The organism is Paenibacillus sp. FSL R5-0378 (genome assembly GCF_038009285.1).
Classification (GTDB): domain Bacteria; phylum Bacillota; class Bacilli; order Paenibacillales; family Paenibacillaceae; genus Paenibacillus_AQ; species Paenibacillus_AQ favisporus.
In genome coordinates, this window is sequence record NZ_JBBPAY010000002.1 from 139,863 (window position 1) to 156,911 (window position 17,049).

At 43.1% G+C, this 17,049-nt stretch carries 12 protein-coding genes and 1 pseudogene; 5 read left to right on the forward strand and 8 right to left on the reverse strand.

The genetic code is table 11. From position 1 onward, the window contains the following. Positions 1-721 precede the first annotated feature (721 nt). The 6 genes from MKY74_RS34145 to MKY74_RS34170 all read right to left on the reverse strand — a co-directional run bounded on the left by MKY74_RS34145 (position 722) and on the right by MKY74_RS34170 (position 6,712). Positions 722-1,864, reverse strand: coding sequence for a Ger(x)C family spore germination protein (locus MKY74_RS34145; RefSeq protein WP_341014084.1), 1,143 nt, complete (start codon positions 1,862-1,864; stop codon positions 722-724). After that, a complete protein-coding gene (locus tag MKY74_RS34150) occupies positions 1,864-3,387 on the reverse strand; it encodes a spore germination protein (protein WP_076177139.1) in 1,524 nt (507 codons plus the stop codon). Before MKY74_RS34150 ends, MKY74_RS34145 begins: the two co-directional genes overlap by 1 nt. After that, positions 3,384-4,484 (reverse strand): GerAB/ArcD/ProY family transporter, encoded by a 1,101-nt coding sequence (locus tag MKY74_RS34155; protein ID WP_076176426.1) that lies wholly within the window; start codon positions 4,482-4,484, stop codon positions 3,384-3,386. Before MKY74_RS34155 ends, MKY74_RS34150 begins: the two co-directional genes overlap by 4 nt. A 958-nt stretch (positions 4,485-5,442) precedes the next feature. Then, a complete protein-coding gene (locus MKY74_RS34160) occupies positions 5,443-5,640 on the reverse strand; it encodes a ferritin-like domain-containing protein (protein WP_076176429.1) in 198 nt (65 codons plus the stop codon). A 508-nt stretch (positions 5,641-6,148) separates the two neighbouring features. Beyond that, positions 6,149-6,469: a hypothetical protein gene (locus tag MKY74_RS34165; RefSeq protein ID WP_076176431.1), complete on the reverse strand. Its 321-nt coding sequence runs from the start codon at positions 6,467-6,469 to the stop codon at positions 6,149-6,151. 6 nt (positions 6,470-6,475) lie between these two features. Continuing rightward, positions 6,476-6,712, reverse strand: coding sequence for a hypothetical protein (locus MKY74_RS34170; protein ID WP_076176434.1), 237 nt, complete (start codon positions 6,710-6,712; stop codon positions 6,476-6,478). 2,702 nt (positions 6,713-9,414) lie between these two features. On the opposite strand from MKY74_RS34170, the gene MKY74_RS34175 reads away from it, so the two are divergent. Then, a complete protein-coding gene (locus tag MKY74_RS34175; protein ID WP_076176437.1) occupies positions 9,415-9,807 on the forward strand; it encodes a hypothetical protein in 393 nt (130 codons plus the stop codon). A 49-nt stretch (positions 9,808-9,856) separates the two neighbouring features. Continuing rightward, positions 9,857-10,204: pseudogene (locus MKY74_RS34180) on the forward strand (hypothetical protein); the annotation flags it as partial. Positions 10,205-10,388: 184 nt separating this feature from the next. Here MKY74_RS34180 and MKY74_RS34185 read toward each other — a convergent pair. Next, positions 10,389-10,994 carry a carbonic anhydrase gene (locus tag MKY74_RS34185; protein WP_167372944.1) on the reverse strand — a complete coding sequence of 202 codons (606 nt, stop codon included), beginning with the start codon at positions 10,992-10,994 and terminating at the stop codon, positions 10,389-10,391. Positions 10,995-11,120: 126 nt separating this feature from the next. Then, on the reverse strand, positions 11,121-12,131 hold the full coding sequence (locus MKY74_RS34190; RefSeq protein WP_076176444.1) for a ketoacyl-ACP synthase III: 1,011 nt from the start codon (positions 12,129-12,131) through the stop codon (positions 11,121-11,123). An 868-nt stretch (positions 12,132-12,999) separates the two neighbouring features. Here MKY74_RS34190 and MKY74_RS34195 point away from each other — a divergent pair. The 3 genes from MKY74_RS34195 to MKY74_RS34205 all read left to right on the forward strand — a co-directional run bounded on the left by MKY74_RS34195 (position 13,000) and on the right by MKY74_RS34205 (position 15,501). Further along, positions 13,000-13,329, forward strand: coding sequence for an ArsR/SmtB family transcription factor (locus MKY74_RS34195; RefSeq protein ID WP_036684721.1), 330 nt, complete (start codon positions 13,000-13,002; stop codon positions 13,327-13,329). A 174-nt stretch (positions 13,330-13,503) separates the two neighbouring features. Continuing rightward, entirely contained in the window at positions 13,504-15,264 is a 1,761-nt protein-coding gene (locus MKY74_RS34200) for a SulP family inorganic anion transporter (protein WP_076176449.1), read from the forward strand. A 45-nt stretch (positions 15,265-15,309) separates the two neighbouring features. Then, positions 15,310-15,501 (forward strand): ArsR/SmtB family transcription factor, encoded by a 192-nt coding sequence (locus MKY74_RS34205; RefSeq protein WP_076176451.1) that lies wholly within the window; start codon positions 15,310-15,312, stop codon positions 15,499-15,501. The last annotated feature ends 1,548 nt before the right edge of the window (positions 15,502-17,049 follow it).

Consider the following 17,049-nt stretch of genomic DNA (forward strand, 5'->3'; position numbering starts at 1 on the left):
TTTGTGGTGAGGGAACTTCGAATAAACCAGCGCATTAAGGTTCCGCATTATCATGCCGTTTTTCTTTCGCAGTTTTTAAAATCGATTCCACCAGCAGCTCTGCTTTTTTACTCATGACGACACTTCCTTTCTTAATACCATTATGGTCCGCTTAAAAAGGAAGCATACCCTATGATTTAATAAGTCTGCGACAAAATGATATTGATATTTTGGGCTTAATAAAAATCACATTTTTATCGGTCGGTCCTAAAACAAACCGTTTCGCCAGAAAATGGAGGATTTGAAGCGGCTCCATATGAAATATTTTGGCTTTGAATGTGATCGATTATCCGAACTTGCCTTTGCATTAGATTGTTCCGTCTAAAATTGCTGGCTTATACCGCCATACAAAAGAAAAATATATTGTATCACGGGGAATTAATCAGCAACTGGGATCCCTAAACGTATTCAGCCATTGCAAGAATTGTGCCGGCACCTGGATCTTTAAACAACGAAAAAGTCAATAAGACTTTGATGAGAGGAACTTGTTGTTAAACAACCAAAGCAAGCAGTAGAAAATAAAAATACTAAAAACTAACTTGGCGGCGAATTATCGTTGGGGTGCCAAATTCCTTTATTGTTGTTAAATCGAATAATGAACGGATAATACGGAACCACTTTGCAGAATTTTTAGAAAGACTTCCGAATACATAGGCCGGCTTCGTATAATCACTATTGAGATTCAAGGGATTTTCAGTTTCCCGGCATTATTCAGCTTAAGCGAAACTCTAATCTTTTGAAGAGATTCCTTGGTAAGCCTGAAGTCCCTTTCGGCATAGATGTTTTTCCACTCTTTATTTTGCTTGCGATACAGCGTATGTTCCAATTGCAAAAGATCGGATTGGAACTCAAGCCCTTTTTCGAACGTTTGTTGGATTTCTTTCCGGATTTGTTCGGCGCCCTGTTCCTCCATAAGCCGTTCAGACATCGGTTGGATGACCTCGCTAACATTTCCGGTAAGCATGATGTCGACGGTGTAGGTAACGTCCTTTCCTTTGACGTTCGGAATGACTTGGATTTTTGGATTTTCGAGGGATAACGACACCTGGGGTTTACCGTCTTTACGTAGGATCAGCGGACTGCGTTGGGTTTGGGGCTCTACCCAACGAAGTCCGGGAATGCTCTGCTCACTAAGCCATCCCTGGTATTTCCCATCTTGAAAAACGTATAATCCATCCATTTTCAGCATGGGGTGGGGCTGGCCGCCTTTTTCCCAGTTTCGATTCGAAATGGACAGTGACGGCAGAAGGGTTGCCTTTCCCGGTTCCTGTATATCAGACTGGAATTCCCTGGAGGTGATCGGGGTGATATCGGATTCTTGTCTGTAACTCTCCTGGGGTTGTTGAAGTAATGACATGAGCGGCGATAGATTAAAAAAGGGAGTTACCGTAAACACCTTGTCCAAAGGCTCTTTGGTAGCAAAGATCCATGGCGTGTATCGCATTTCATAATATCGGTGCTGAAGTTCATCGAAATCGTGAATGCCCTTTTTTAATACGTTATCACTGACAACGACCGAAATAATTTGTCCATAAAAATTACGCATCTGCGAAGTGCGGTACAGTTCATTGACGGCGCTGATCGGAGTATCGCCCTTGCCATTCCCGACCCAGACGGGAATGGGTTGAAGAGGCTTTCCCGATTCCATTTTGGCAACATCCGTGAAGTCCAGCATTTGCGCATAAACGATGTATTGATCATCAGCATAATCGAAGCCTATGCTCGTTAAATAATTGACGTCTTGTACATCCTTAATATCCCAACAACCAGTCAAAAGAAGAGGGAACATCAAACATATTGACATCAGTTTCTTCCCCTTGGACATCAGGAATCACCTTTCCTCGTAGAGTCTTGCGTATGCAGTATTTCAGGTCGGCGATCTGTTGTATTCCATGGTTTCCGGATGATTGCCGAAATAAAGTCTTTCCAAGTGATAGGGGATAAGGGGGCCAGATAGGGGACGCCGAAGGATTCCAAACGCGAAAGATATAAAATAACCGCGATCGTGGATAGTATAAATCCATACATCCCCAGCACCGATGAACACATCAATACAAAAAGCCGGACGATGCTCACCGAGCCAACAAGCGATTGGTTGACCAGCGTAAAACTCGAAACGGCGGTGACGGCGGATACGACCAGCAACGTCGTAGAAGCAAGGCCGGCGCGGATCGCCGCATCCCCGACCACGATGCCCCCAACGACAGCTACCGTTTGGCCGACCGCTTTAGGCAGCCTCTCGCCGGCTTCCCGGAATAACTCGAACATAGCAATCATTAAAATAGCCTCGATTGGTCCTGGCATAGGCAGTCCTATTCTTGACATCGAGATCGTAGCTAATAGCGGATACGGGATTTGTTCCACATTGTAGGAGGAGAGTGCGATCCAAAAACCAGGAAGAAGCAAAGACGTCACCAGGCCAAATAAGCGCAAAATCATCCCTAATGCCGAATAATAAAACGGAAAATAGGCATCTTCAGGCGATTTTAACAGGAGCGTCAAATTGGCCGGTCCGATAATGGCATTTGGGGCTCCATCGACAATGACGGCGAATCGCCCGTGGACGAGACAATCTGCCACATAATCGGGACGGCCGGAATAATCCAATAGAGGAAACAGGGTGAAGGAATAATCGGAGATGATTTTTTCCAATTGACTGCTTCCCATGATATTATCCATGTTAATATGCTTCAACCGTTTTTTGGCCTCTTTCACAATTTCAGGTTGAATGATGTCTTCGATGTAGAGCAAAGCGACTTTGCTGTTGCTCCTCTTTCCAACGGTAAATTGTTCGTAGCAAAGGGAATTGGTGCGGAGGCGCTTCCGTATCAAGGCCACGTTTGTTGGTAATTCCTCCACGAACCCATCCTTCGGTCCTTTTATGGATATTTCCGTATTGGATTCCGAAGGGCTGCGATGAGGGGGGGAAGCAATATCCAATCCGTACACAGCATTCAGCTTAGAAAAATAAATAAGGAGTTTTCCCGAAAATACGCTAGTGATGATGTCATCAGTCTGGTCGATCGGGGTTAATTCCAGTTTTTTATCCAATCCCATGCCGGATTTTGAGTGATTCAGCATGCTTTCCAATCGGGGAAGCACGTATTCGTTGATTTGCTGAATATCCGCCAAACCTTCGCAATAGATAAGGAGAACTGACTGTGAAGATTCAGTATCACCAAATTCATACGAATCCATCTTGACATCCGCGCAGTTATGAAATAAGGAATGAAGCTCTTCAGATGACCATTGGTGTTCGTGGGACACGTCGACAGGAGGTTCTACAGAGGGCGTGCTCTTTGTTGGTCCATGATCCAGAAGGGTTTTCCATAACCGGCGAAATTTCATTTGCGACTCACCCCATTCCTATTTTTCACGAGTACTGCGATAAACAATAACAATGACACGCCTACAACCAATCCTAAGGACAAAGGTAAATAGATATGCTTCAAGAAGCCGGCATACTGCATATCGTTGATGGGTAATTCGACAAGGACAATCATAGCGATACCGAGCATGGTCAGCCAAACATGTCTGATGTTCTTATGCTTATTGGCCGGCAAGAGTTCGACGAGAAGGAAGAGAGACATGGAAATCCGCACAAAGGCTCCCGACAGCCACTGGTAAATGGATAAGAAATCCACGTGCCGGATGTATTTCCCGACCTGGACGAGCCGCCATTCTTCATAAGCCGGGTACCGCAGTTTGGCTGCTTCAAAGGGTCCGAATTCGGCTATTGCTCCCGTAACAGGTCCAAACACCAGAATGACCAAGAAGACGGCCAATAAACACAGCGACCAAGGACGAATAGTCGTTTTCACTCGATGCTGAAAAAGCAGAATGATAATCAGCTCTACAAGCCCCCCACCAACATACATGCATCCTTTGAGGATCGGTTCGACTCCATGTTCCATCACTGGGGTCAATAAGGAGTAATTTTTTTTAGGGAGATTGACACTCATGACGAAATCCCCAAATACGATGACGAAAGGCAGTAAAATGCCCGATGTAATGGCGATCGCACGTAATCCGGCTTGAGCAGCGAAACAACATAAGAGAACTAGTGAAGCAGACAAAACGAGTTGCGGTGTTCTTGGCAAGTAAGAGGCGTGCGTCCATATGATCGTATCCTTTACCGTCAGAACCATAAGCAAAAAAAGATAGGCAATGAAAAAGGCACGAAACGCGACGCTTATTGCCGTTCCGTAATTTTCACGAAGCCAAGTCGTAATCTTTTGCTGTTTGGTTTGCTTCATGATGTAGTAAAGAAGCAGCGTCCAAATTGTGTATGGTAAAATAACAGTAAGTGTACTCAACCACGCGTCTCTTTTTGCTTCTTGCAATAAGGAGGGAATGACCATAACATGGTTCATTAACCCTACCGCTAAAGCAATAATGGAGAATGAGGGAATGATTCCGATCGCAATATCTGTTTTATTAACCATATAGTCCCCTCGTCAATAGAATTGTTCTTCTGCTTCAGTTTTTTATCCAACAAAGGAAGAAACCATACAACATTAATTCCCATAATTTCTTAAAATAATTCCAAAATCAAAAAACTTATCAGTGACGCCTTTTTTTACGTCAACACAAGTTTGGGCGAATTGGTTTATGGAAGGGGAGACCTTCTATTATGAAGAGCGTATTTAACTTAAGCTCAGGCTGGCGGGGTTTGTTCCTGGAAAGGCTAAGGAGGATGATCCGACCAAAAATATATCTGTCTTTTAGCAAGCTGATATAAAAGTAAAGGGGAATCACTATGGAAATACTGGAAATTGTAATTCCAAAGGAAATTCGGCATACTTTTTGGGATTAATGAAGGGGATCCGCTTAAATTTTTTGAAGATCCTGAGGGCAAACTGTGATTCGTAAACTCAAATCCGGTTGTCTTTTTTGCTAATCCTATTGAAGCGATTATTTCAAAGGGCAGCTTATCTGTGAACCTTGTCTCCGGGGATTAAAAGGCCCTTAGACGCAGGAGGCTGGACTAAAAGTGCCGTTACTTTGGAAATCGTCATTGGATATCCAAGAGAAGAATAGTACAAGAGGTAAGCTAGAGGAGGCCTTGCAGCGCCTGAGTGAGGTCATGAGAAAACATCCCATCGTTTTTTAGGCGAGTGGGCCAGAATACTCGGTATTTCCCAGCCATACACAAGCAAACTCGTTGGGAAAATGAGTATAAAATAGCCGATTTAACTGAATGGGCTGTTTCATTTGTAATCCACCGTATTTTGATAGTGCCCTTTAGAGTCATGAATATCACATAAAATATAATCTAAAACAGAAATTATTTACATATATACCTATACACCGTGTTCTGTTCGTCCCTGAAGGAAAAGTGGAGGCCATCCCGGTAGACAGATGGGCAGGGCTCATTGATGACTGGTACCGGTTGTCTTCCGGTCAGTGACGTGTACAGCCCTGCAAACGTCTGATTTCGTCTTTACGGATCTCCATGATCTGAGTGCGTTCCTCTTCGCTCGGCGCTGCACCCTCCAGACGTTCGTAACAGGCGACGGCGGCGTACTCGCCGTTGATGGCTTTTTCCAGATCGGCGATGGATGTAACCGGAGCCTGGTTGTCCCACGTATAGTAATACATCCTTGGTGTATCTCCCTTCGTAAATGTAGGTTTTACTTCACTCTATTCAGCATCTTGGGCAAATGTCATTCATTTAGCCAAAATAATTAGGAGGGGGAACGGGGGGAAGCCGCCGCCTGAAATATGAATCTATTATAAATATTGAAATATACGCTGACACTCCAAACTAAAGCGATAGCTGAAGAAGACATCGGTTGAACAGAAATGAAATGGCTATTTGAATAAAAGTGCACGTGACTGTGATGTAAGCGAATTGAAAAACTAAAGGAAAAGACTGAAAAGTTTCTATTTTGCAGAAGCAAAAAAGTCTGGTTAGCGATCATCGAGTGGGTACACATGTACATCATAGTTAAACGCGCTCGAACCGAACGGTGTGGTCAACCTGGTTTAGGTGTGGGTGATGATAGTACAGACAAATCTGACTTTTAATGCTTGCCTGTTTGTTAAATCAATGTAAATAAGCCACCAGGCGGTTATACCTAAATGGCCATTTACGAAGTACCTTTATCTACCCCATGGTGTCCAGTCTATCCATTATGGAAGAAACATGTTGTTGAGTATCGATTGTTCCAAGATCATATATCATTTGATAAATTTGTTTCAGATAATAATCGTAGCTGTCATTTGGATGGTCATGGTGATATGGGATTCCGGGTGTAGGAGTACGAATCATTGAGTCGATATCGCATTCCTCCATTTTATCAAATAGATTTCTCAACTTAATAACTTGTTGTTCTGTTGCTTCAATTTCTAGCTCATAGGGAGCCTCTCCCTGCTGCTGGAAAATACTTTTTGACTGGACAGAAATATAATACTTTTTCTTATTCATCTTGGCTCATTCTCCCCTGACCATATTGTAATATATGCCCAAAAGAAATGCTCCGACGACCATCACAAAAGGTGTTAACCAGTAAAGAATAATAATTGGATTGGATCGCATTGGATGATTTAAAACATTTTCACTTGCATCCTTGTTATACACCTTGTTCTGTTGCTTGCGCATGATAATCATGGACAGCACTCCCCCAACAATAAGGGCTGCAACGCCCAACAATAACAATAAGCCCAACATTTTCCCTCACACTCCTCGTTTGTTGTTGGTTTTATTTTTTCAAAATTAATGGGTAATTATTCTATGCGATTGGAATTATGTTGTACTGTGTCAACCAAAGTCAAGCATCAGGGATTGTCTTTTAATAAATACATGAAGTGGGCGGTTTTCGCTTAGCCGCAGTTCTTCTGAGTGCGAAGTTTCTTGAGTTTAGGAAATGTAAGCGAGTTAAATGAGGTAAGTAAAGCTATTTTACAACTGACGATGAAAAAGAGATGTGAAACAATTAGCTCAGGGTAGTTTAGGGTTAGAGGTGGTCGAAGTCCTGCTATATTATAAGGTCAGAGTTACTCTGTGATGTTGATAGCAATGGAAAATACAATGCTGGATGTAATAATACGTACGGTATGATGGGAAGAATTTCAGGTTCCTTGAATGGCCGCCGGCTACGCCGAAAAGGAACATCAAAACCGAGAGGAAAGGACTGGCACATGTGGCATTACGTGATGCGGATTACGCCTGAAGGTATACGTTTTTATTTTAGTCGGGACGTGCATTACAAACTACGCAGAACACTTGGCAATTCAAATCTATAAGCTGCACAAAATCGACCCTAAGAAGCTAGTATGGATCGAGCATTATCCTGCTTCGGGTGATTTTCCAGAAACGTACAGCAATGTAAAATTTCACGCTCAAGAGCAATGGAGACCTAATCAATCCGCAATGGACGCAGTTTTAGATAACAGCTAGTAGAAGCGTCCAGTCCAGCGAATAAACGGTCACCATATTCAATTATACAAGGCTTAGAAAAAAGAGCCAGCCGCCAATACATGTCGAGTGACAAGATTATGGTTCCATTGAAAGTCGCTATTTTAGCGGCTTTTTTGTTTTATTGGTACAAGTTCTTGTCCCGAGTCGAGGACAAGAACATAATCCGATTACCGATTAGATAAGCATCAAACTAAATTTCACTGCACTAGTTCATTAAGCTAACGGGCAGTTTCACGCAAAATGAGGGTTTCGTCTTTTTTATTAATCTTCATCAACTAATGTATCAGGGAAAGCCTTATAAAACTTTTTCAACAAAGGTTTCTCAGCCAATTGCTTAACAGTACCGTAAAGGTTTTATGAAACTCTTTTTCCTGTATCTCCCTTGTCTTTAATTCAATTAATTCCACAAGTAACTTCCTTTGTTGTTTAATGGATTCGGCATCTTTAAATAGTTCCATTTGAACGAGCATTTAATTAACTCCTCCATTCATTGGTCTCCATACCGGTGGCCTGTGATGTGTCATGTATTCGATCGAACTAAGCAGTAATGTCTTCCACCCAATGAGCTAGTCCTTTCGAAATCAATTCCTCGCATAAGGACTCCAACTGAACTCTCTCTTGTTTATATGGTTAATCACTAATCTTCTCGAAGTTAGATTTGTAATCCAACAATCTGTAACAAAAATCATCTAACACATAATAGTTCCGATTTTCATCTAGGCCGACTATTGAGTATACATCACCAAAGGTGAAATGAACCTTATTTTTACCAATATACCTTGCTGTGAACAATACATCTTGTTTCATTTAATACAACCCCAATCACGATTAAGTAGGTAGATACACTGCTTATGTTTAAATGATCTTAAATTACGTTACCACTTACTATTCTCCAGGCTCGACAAGGTCAATTCAGCATACTTGGCGACATGCCCACATTCGTTGTCCCAAACATGTACGTTATAAAACTGATAAACATCGTAGGCCATAGCATGGGGGGGAATATCAGTGATGTATATTCGAGGATACATACGAATCAGATTTCCCGAGAGTGGATAAATTAATTACGCTTGATTCGCCGATCGATGCCAACAAGGACCTGGCCATTGGTAGTAAAGCCATAAAACAACTTTCTGATAATAAAGAATTGTTTGGTCCTCAGACAAAAGTCGTGTCCTATGCCGCAACAAGGACGATAATTGGCTTTTCTTTAATATTGGAGATGTAGTTAGCACGGATAGTGCCTTCAAGCTAAAAGACATTGCCCAAGGACCAGTGACAAGAATAGAGGTTCCTTATTCTCACATTGGAGAAACAGGCATCATTAATCCCGAAGCCATGAAAGATGTTGCAAAATATCTTTGGGGAGACTCTGAAATAAAAGATCAAAAAATTAACTTTCAAAAGTAATAACACTTTTGTATAAAGGAATTGGTACCAATGTATTGTGGATGAACAAGAACATAATGCTATTGAAAGTCGCTATTTTAGCGGCTTCGAATTCAGAGGTCACCTACTTGCTGGTTAGGCTTATGGCTGTTTCTTTTAAACCGTCCACAATCCGGGTCACAGTTCAGGAAGCTCGAGCTAAGGCTGTTTAATGTTATTATTTATTTCCACTGTTAATCCTTCACATATCATTGCCGTCTCAACAGATCCAAGCCAAAAGACACGTTGTCAGGGGTTTGCGGATTTTATTGAAAAAGCCCATTAGTTTCCAACGAATTAAATCTGGGCGGGACTTTCGGAGATGATTTTGCGGTGACAGGGGCGGTTCGGCTGCTCCGGCCATTCGTTGCCGAAACAATGCGATGGTTCCATATTTGCGAAATAGCGCCCGAACTGACCTGTTCCATAATCGATGCATATAGGCGAATAAATATGCAAATTCAGTTTTGCGGGAACGGCGCGATTCGGCGGTTGTTTCTTTCGAGGCTCTGAGGGGCGGAGGTATGATGCAACAGCTTGATTCGGATCTGATCTCTGGATGGGTTGAAAGGTGGAAGCTCGGTACCTATCCCTTTAATAAATATAAGTCCTCATCAATTGAGAAGGTGAAGACGCATTTATATTTGAACGTTCAAGAAACAGAGGATTATCTGAATGCGATTCGCCTTGGAGAAATACGCGCCAATAGTGTCATCTGGGCACGTGAACTGACCAACGAGCCGTCAAACGGTCTGCGTCCCCGCATGTTGGCGGAGAGAGTCGCGGAGAGATTTACCGAGACGGAAGTGCAAATCAAGTTTTTCGAGGGAGTGGAGCTGGAGGAGCGCCGATTTGCGGGGCTGGCGGCTGTAGGGAGAGGCAGTTCACATTCTCCTGCATTCATTGAACTTCGGTAATGCACAGCCCCTTCGCTTCCGCTTACCGCGCTGATCGGGCGTTACATTCGATAAGGGTGGTGTCAGCCTTAAGCGAGATTATGACATGAGCGAAATGCGGATGGACGTGGCGGAAGCAACTGCTGTTCTTGGTGCGCTGGATATACTGGTGAGTAGCGGCGCCCCCGCCAACATAGCGGTGTTGATTCCGGCAACCGAGAATGGCCCGTTTGAAAATGCTCTTCTACCTGGAGAAACGATTCGCTATGCCAACGGAATTACCGTCCAGGTATGTAATAAGGCTGCGGAAGGCCGGTTGATCCTTGCAGATGCATTGATCCATGCAGACGCCATCGGTGCAGATGAGTCACGCCTCGCCGAGACAAGCGAATCGGTGATTACACGCAACTGCTGGTGATGAACCTGGAGCGCAGGCTCCGTGTTCTTTTTGCCTTATCTTCACGTTGCTGTCTCGCCGTCGCATCGTCCAGAATTTTCTGAAGAACCATTCAGCAACCCCTATTTAAGCCAAGTCACTTTCCCTGAGGCCAGGTGATACTCACCTCCGATTATTTTCAAATCTCCATTCGCCAACTTCTCGTTTAGTGCTGAATGTTGTAATTCGCCAATTTGATATTTTCAATGACAGCTCGATCAATAATCATGTCTTCTTCGGCTATTCCAGCGGATATCGCCTTTTCAGCCGCTGGTTCAATTTTATTGACAATGGATTGTAAATAAGCTGGATGCTTCCTTCTTTTTAATGCTTCAATAACAGCACCGCAGTTCTCATGCCCTAAAACTAACACCAGTGGAACGTTAAAATGATCCACTGCATATTGGAAACTTCCTATGACATCATCATTCACGATATTTCCTGCAACCCGAATCACAAAGAGATCTCCCAGTGATTGATCAAACACAATCTCTGGTGCTGCCCGTGAATCGGAGCAGCTAATGATGACAGCAATTGGTTTTTGTTCGGAGATGAGCTGATTCCGATTTTGAATCACATCTATTTCTGCTAAATGCCCCGTAACAAATCGATGATTTCCTTCTTCCAAAAGACGTATTGCTTGTGCAGGGTTCATTTCCTGCTTTATCTCTTCGCTGAAAGTAGGCTGATTCAATGGGTGACATCCTGTGCCCGGCAGCATACTCATCCATACGATCAAACAGAGCAGGTTGCGGGACTTTTTCAGGGACACAACAACGGCCTCCAATTTATATTTGAATATTTTTAAATTATTTGTTCCCTCCTTACACATGATGTATACCCGCTAAAAAAGAAAGAGGCACCTTCAAGAGGTGCCGTGGCTACATATAATCGTTATTTATAATGGGAGAGGTTCGTTAACGAGAGGATCAAGCTGTAACCTTACGAGAACTCCCGCATGCACGAGCCCACCCCCAAACCCGTACAGTAAGGCTTGATTTCCCGCAAGGATTTTCCCATTCCGAATCCCTAGATCGAGTGAAAGGGGGATCGTTGACGACGATGTATTACCGAAGCGAGTTAGACTATGTAACGTACGTTCTAAAGGGAACTCAAGTTTCTCACAAAGCGGCTCAATCAGTCGCATATTCGCGCTATGGGGAATAAACCAGTCCACATCATTTATAGTCTGACTACTTTTGTTAATCAATTGATGAATCGAATCGGGAATGGTTCGCATCACCCAACGGAATACTTCCCTTCCGTTTTGGACAATGCAATTGTTGTTGCACAACATCTGCTCGCCAAGTCTATTGGCAAGCCCTGTCCGATAAATATGGGCGCCCCCTTTGCCATCGGAGCCAACATGATGACTGACGAATCCCTCAAACTGGTCATCTCGTTCCAACAAAACGGCACCGGCGGCATCGCCGAACAAGACGCAGGTTGTACGATCCGAATAATCTGTAATTTTGGACAGCGTTTCACCGGCAATGACCAGAACCTTCCTATGCAGTCCAGAAGCAATCAAGCCATGAGCCATGATGAGTCCATAAGAAAATCCAGCGCAAGCGGCACTAATATCAATTGCACCAGCGTTTTGAATATGAAAATGGACTTGAATTAAGCAGGATACTGTAGGAAAAGGAAAATCTGGTGTTGTGGTACAAACAATAATAAAATCAACATCCTCGATCGTTTTGTTATACCGAAAGATAAGATTCCTAACCGCGCTTATACAGAGATCGCTGGTAAATTCGTCTCGCTCAGCAATACGTCGTTCATAAATGCCTGTCCGCTGTACGATCCATTCATGACTGGTATCCACCATATTTTCCAAATCATCATTTGTCAGTTTTCGTTGGGGTATATACGTTCCAGTGGCTGTAATACGCGAATGAAACACCAATAATCCCGCTCTTCATCCTTATTGAAATCCCTACGAAATCGGAAATTTTTGTCGATATTCATGTAGTTCTTTTTGAAAACGATGAAAAGGACTTGATAACATTTTTATATTCCGTTTTATTTTGGTTTTCTTTTTCCAATTATGCTGGCAGTCATCGAGTTGATCAATCTGTTTATCGATTTTCTCACGTAGGGTTAGGATAAACCCGATCGCAATGTGAGATTTAGCCAATTCATGAAGATCGGTAGCAAGAGCCTCACTCAAATTACGAAGATCCGGAAGGTGTAACGACTTTGTCACATAAAAGACCTCTGGCGTAAAGTCCTCACGGTAATCTTGTCCCGGGACTTGCTCCCAAAAGTCATTCCATTCGCGTAGTAGGCCGGTTTCATACAAAAAGTACTTTAAAAACCCGCATAACCATGCTGTACAACTTGTATTTCGTTTTTGGCATCCAATATCTTTGACAAGATATCGACACCCTTGACAACAGGAACCTCCATTGGCGATACAAACGTTACAAATGGAATTGGACCCGATCTCATGTAACGAATGAATCCCCATTGTTATGACGATTTGTCTGCTTACCTGCATGAAAGGTGTAGTCGATTCGTGAGAGGATGACGAATCTTGATGTGATGAGTCATTACTCGTAGAGCCCGGCATTCGCACCCACTCCTTATATTCTTTTTGGAGAATCAAATAATCAGATATTTGAATATGGTGGGTATTATACAGGAGTTGCAACCAAATCACAATCCATGCGCCGGTATGCCCTTCTTTCCAGAATTTTTTTGGGTGAATTTGGGTGAAGTTGTGTTATAATATTCATATATTCAAAAGTATAATGATTAAGGAGGCGTTAGCCGTGAATCAAAATATCCAACAGTTTAAAGCCGATTTTTTTAAGGCGCTGGCGCATCCAATGCGGATTCGAATCCTGGAGGTTCTGAGTGAAGGAGATAAAAACGTAAATGAAATACAGAGTATTTTAGGCTCAGAAGGTTCAGCCGTTTCTCAGCAGTTGGCGGTATTGCGAAATAAAAATGTGGTGACGGGCTTAAAAGATGGCACATCTGTCATTTATTCGTTACGTGACCCGCTGATTAAAGACCTGCTCGCAGTCACAAAGCAGATCTTCGATAATCATCTCGTTGATGCCATTTCATTACTTGAGGTCATTCGAAATGAATCATAAACGAAAAAACAAGGGCATCCGTGTAACCACAGGAATCACCTTGTTTTTTTCGTTTTTCAATCGGAAACATGCTGAACGATGTTGGATTTTCACGATTGACATTGTTAGATGACGGGAGTAACATTTCACATATATTCAAATAATCAAATATATGAAGAAGAGAGGGCAGTTCAGATGAAATGGACGGGAAGATTTGAAGGATACCATGCAGCCGCATTCCGCAAGGATCTCATTTCAGGCCTCATTGTTGGTATTATCGCCATTCCATTAGGGATGGCGTTTGCTATTGCTGCTGGTGTAAAACCGGAATATGGTATTTATACCACCATCGTTGCCGGTATCTGTATTTCCTTGTTCGGAGGTTCTAAATTTCAAATTGGCGGCCCGACCGGTGCATTTATTCCGATCCTTTTCGCGATTGTCATGGAATATGGATACGAAAATTTATTGCTTGCGGGATTTTTGGCGGGAATTATTCTTGTTCTCATGGGACTATTTAAACTCGGTGCGTTGATAAAGTTTATTCCTCGCCCTGTAACCATCGGATTTACCGCTGGAATTGCCGTCATAATCTTCAGCGGACAGATTGCCAACTTTTTAGGTTTGAGCGGTATTGAGAAACATGAGAATTTTCTACCCAATATGAAGGAAATTGTGATGCATCTCACAACTACAAATTTATACAGTGTTATCACAGCGGTCGTCTGTTTGGCAGTTATCCTCCTAACACCGAAGTTTTTACCGAAGGTCCCTGGTTCCTTGGTAGGGCTTGTCGTATCCACTATAGTGGCGACCGTATTCTTTAAAGGGGAAGTAGCAACGATTGGATCGTCATTTGGAGCTATTCCAAGCACACTACCCCATTTTCATTTTCCTGATCTAACCTGGGATCGCATTGGAAATTTGATTCGCCCCGCCTTTATTATTGCCATGTTGGGCGGCATCGAATCTTTATTATCGGCGGTTGTTGCCGACGGCATGACCGGCAGTCGTCACAACAGCAATCGGGAACTGATTGGGCAAGGCGTCGCCAATATGGTGACCCCTCTTTTTGGAGGCATACCAGCGACAGGAGCCATTGCACGAACAGCAACCAATATCAAAAACGGTGCGGTCTCACCTCTGTCGGGTATTATACATGGCATTGTTGTGTTGCTGGTGCTGATTTTGTTTGCAGCTTACGCATCGGAGATCCCACTTGCTAGTATGGCACCAATTCTGATGCTGGTTGCTTGGAACATGAGCGAACTAAAAGAATTCGCTCACATCTTGAAAACCAAAACGAGCGATTCCGTTGTCCTCCTTCTCACCTTTTTGCTAACGGTCTTCACGAATTTGACGACTGCCGTTGAAGTCGGATTAATTTTGGCTGTTCTGCTGTTTGTGAAACGCATGAGTGACGAGTTACTGGTATCCAAGGTCTTGCCTGACCCAACAGCTAAACATGAAAAACTGAAGGCTCATATGGTAACCGAAGGCCACGATTGTCCACAAATCGGGATCTATACCATCGAAGGCCCCCTCTTTTTCGGCGCCGCGAACATGTTTGAAAAGTCCATTATGGATACGATTCATCTAAGGCCGAAAGTGTTACTGCTGCGCATGGGAAAAGTACCTTTTATGGATACGACGGGTGAATCAAATCTGTCCAGTTTTGTGAAACATTTCGAGAAATTTGGCGGGATTATTCTTGTATCCGGAATTCAATCTCAGCCTTTGGATGTATTGAAGAGAACAGGATTGTATACGCTGATTGGGACTGAACACTTTTTTGGACATACCGGTGAGGCACTTAACTTCGCGTTATTACAACTGGATTTGAATAAATGTCTAGGTTGTAAACATTTCGCTTTCCGTGAATGCGCGGCGTTATCAAACAAGGAGTCTCAAAAAGAAGTGATCACCAGCTTAAAGCCAGATCCAGCAAGGACATAGCCTATCTCACTCGAAATCGCCCCAAAGACGAAATGAGGTATGGCTATGCAACTTGCGCTTCAGCAATACAGAGTGAATGTTTTTAAGATCATGGCACATCCGCTGCGATTGCAGATTTTGGAGTTACTTTGTGAAGGACCGAAAGGTGCCAATGAGCTTCAATCGCGTTTACAAAGCCAAGGTTCAACAGTATCCCAACATTTGGGTGTTTTAAAAGCAAAGCATCTCGAAATGTGAATGAAAGCTGGAATTTGCGTCGTTTATTCAGTGCAAGATCCTCTTTTATGTGATCTGCTTTTTATGACCAAAAACATGTTTAACAACCAGTTAATGAGCGTGATCAACATACTCGATACGGAGACTCATGAACAGCAAGAGTCAGATAGGAAGTGTAAGAAACGAGTCAAATTCATATTCAACAAAAGGGTGAGGGGTTCTCGATCATTTATTTGAAGCAAACGATAGGCATTCATCAAGAATTTGGATCCTGTACGGGTTATTGCGAGAGCGTCGTATTTGCTTTAGAAAAGGCGCGACAATACACATTCCAGAACAAAACAATTTATATCATGGGAGAAGAATTGTTTTTTTTTCATATTTTGCATATAGAGATCCTCTTTAAAATGAAACAAGGAGCTGCTATGGTTACCCGTTCGTTTCAATCTTACAGGATTATATGGTGGAGGTTTCGACCTTACTAGAAAACAACCTTTCGGCTGCCTTCTTGGAAAAAACGATAACGGCAAGTACCTAACAACCCTTAGCAAGAGCGACAAGCATGATACGAGAGACAGATTTCCTGTTTAGCATCGGTTAGTTTGAATTAGTGGTTTTGGATACAAGCAATGTCGGAAAGCAGCAGCTTCGCGAATCCGCTATCGATGTGCTTGCCGGATTACGCGCGTGTTTCGTTCTCAATTGTCGTTCGTATTGAACACTTTAAATTCCCAGATGCTAGGTCCCGACGTGCCGATGATAGACGTAATATAGAATCGGACTTTACTGCCTGTCACGGGAGCGAAGGTAGCGGTCTCTGGGGTATAATTGCTTGCATTCGTAGGATTCGTATACCCTGCGTTCGCTTTCCGCCGGTATACGCATCGAGCCACTGGGAACCGTCCCAATACTGGATTTTATAACTTCCAATACGCTGCGCGAACTGTGTGAACTCGAATTTGTTGAATGTCATTTCGGATCCCAGGTCGATATCCGGTGTAGCCGAAGTGACCATGCCGCCATCATATGTAGCCCAGCGCGACGATATCTGCAGTTGGCTTATCTAGGTCTGTTTAATGACGAAGCGTTTCCAGCCAATGTTGTCAGTCCACCCAAAACCACCGGTCCGCAAAGCCTGGATCCATTTTCCAGAATACGCTATTTTCTTCTTTGAAGAGTACCGCCATTTGCGGAACCCTTAATTATTACATCTTACTATGCTGACCTTTATGGTTCTGGTTCAATAAGATTCATCGTTGGAAGCATGCTTTTATTATTCGGAGGAAAAAATTAAGAAGTATAATTAATCTATTTACGGGGTTTCCGCCAAGACGATCTGCGAAATGTTAACATCAACGAAGGGGCCGATACCGCACACTGAGCTCATGAGTCTCCGTGATTATTCATTTGCGATTAGGACTCTGGACAACCGGACAAATACCAAAAATCTTTATATTGCCACAGCGCCACCCGCACTTGAATGCCCGCAGTATATGATAGCGGGCCAACCGCCTCGGACATCACAAAACCACTTAATATCTCTGCTGACGTTAAAGGCGTTTTATAATT

Excerpts from the sequence above, each read along its gene's own strand:
- MKY74_RS34165 (WP_076176431.1), bottom strand. The coding sequence starts at position 6,469 with ATGAATAAGAAAAAGTATTATATTTCTGTCCAGTCAAAAAGTATTTTC.
- MKY74_RS34160 (WP_076176429.1), bottom strand. The coding sequence starts at position 5,640 with ATGTATTACTATACGTGGGACAACCAGGCTCCGGTTACATCCATCGCC.
- MKY74_RS34145 (WP_341014084.1), bottom strand. The coding sequence starts at position 1,864 with ATGTCCAAGGGGAAGAAACTGATGTCAATATGTTTGATGTTCCCTCTT.
- MKY74_RS34170 (WP_076176434.1), bottom strand. The coding sequence starts at position 6,712 with ATGTTGGGCTTATTGTTATTGTTGGGCGTTGCAGCCCTTATTGTTGGG.
- MKY74_RS34200 (WP_076176449.1), top strand. The coding sequence starts at position 13,504 with ATGAAATGGACGGGAAGATTTGAAGGATACCATGCAGCCGCATTCCGC.
- MKY74_RS34205 (WP_076176451.1), top strand. The coding sequence starts at position 15,310 with ATGCAACTTGCGCTTCAGCAATACAGAGTGAATGTTTTTAAGATCATG.
- MKY74_RS34155 (WP_076176426.1), bottom strand. The coding sequence starts at position 4,484 with ATGGTTAATAAAACAGATATTGCGATCGGAATCATTCCCTCATTCTCC.
- MKY74_RS34150 (WP_076177139.1), bottom strand. The coding sequence starts at position 3,387 with ATGAAATTTCGCCGGTTATGGAAAACCCTTCTGGATCATGGACCAACA.
- MKY74_RS34175 (WP_076176437.1), top strand. The coding sequence starts at position 9,415 with ATGATGCAACAGCTTGATTCGGATCTGATCTCTGGATGGGTTGAAAGG.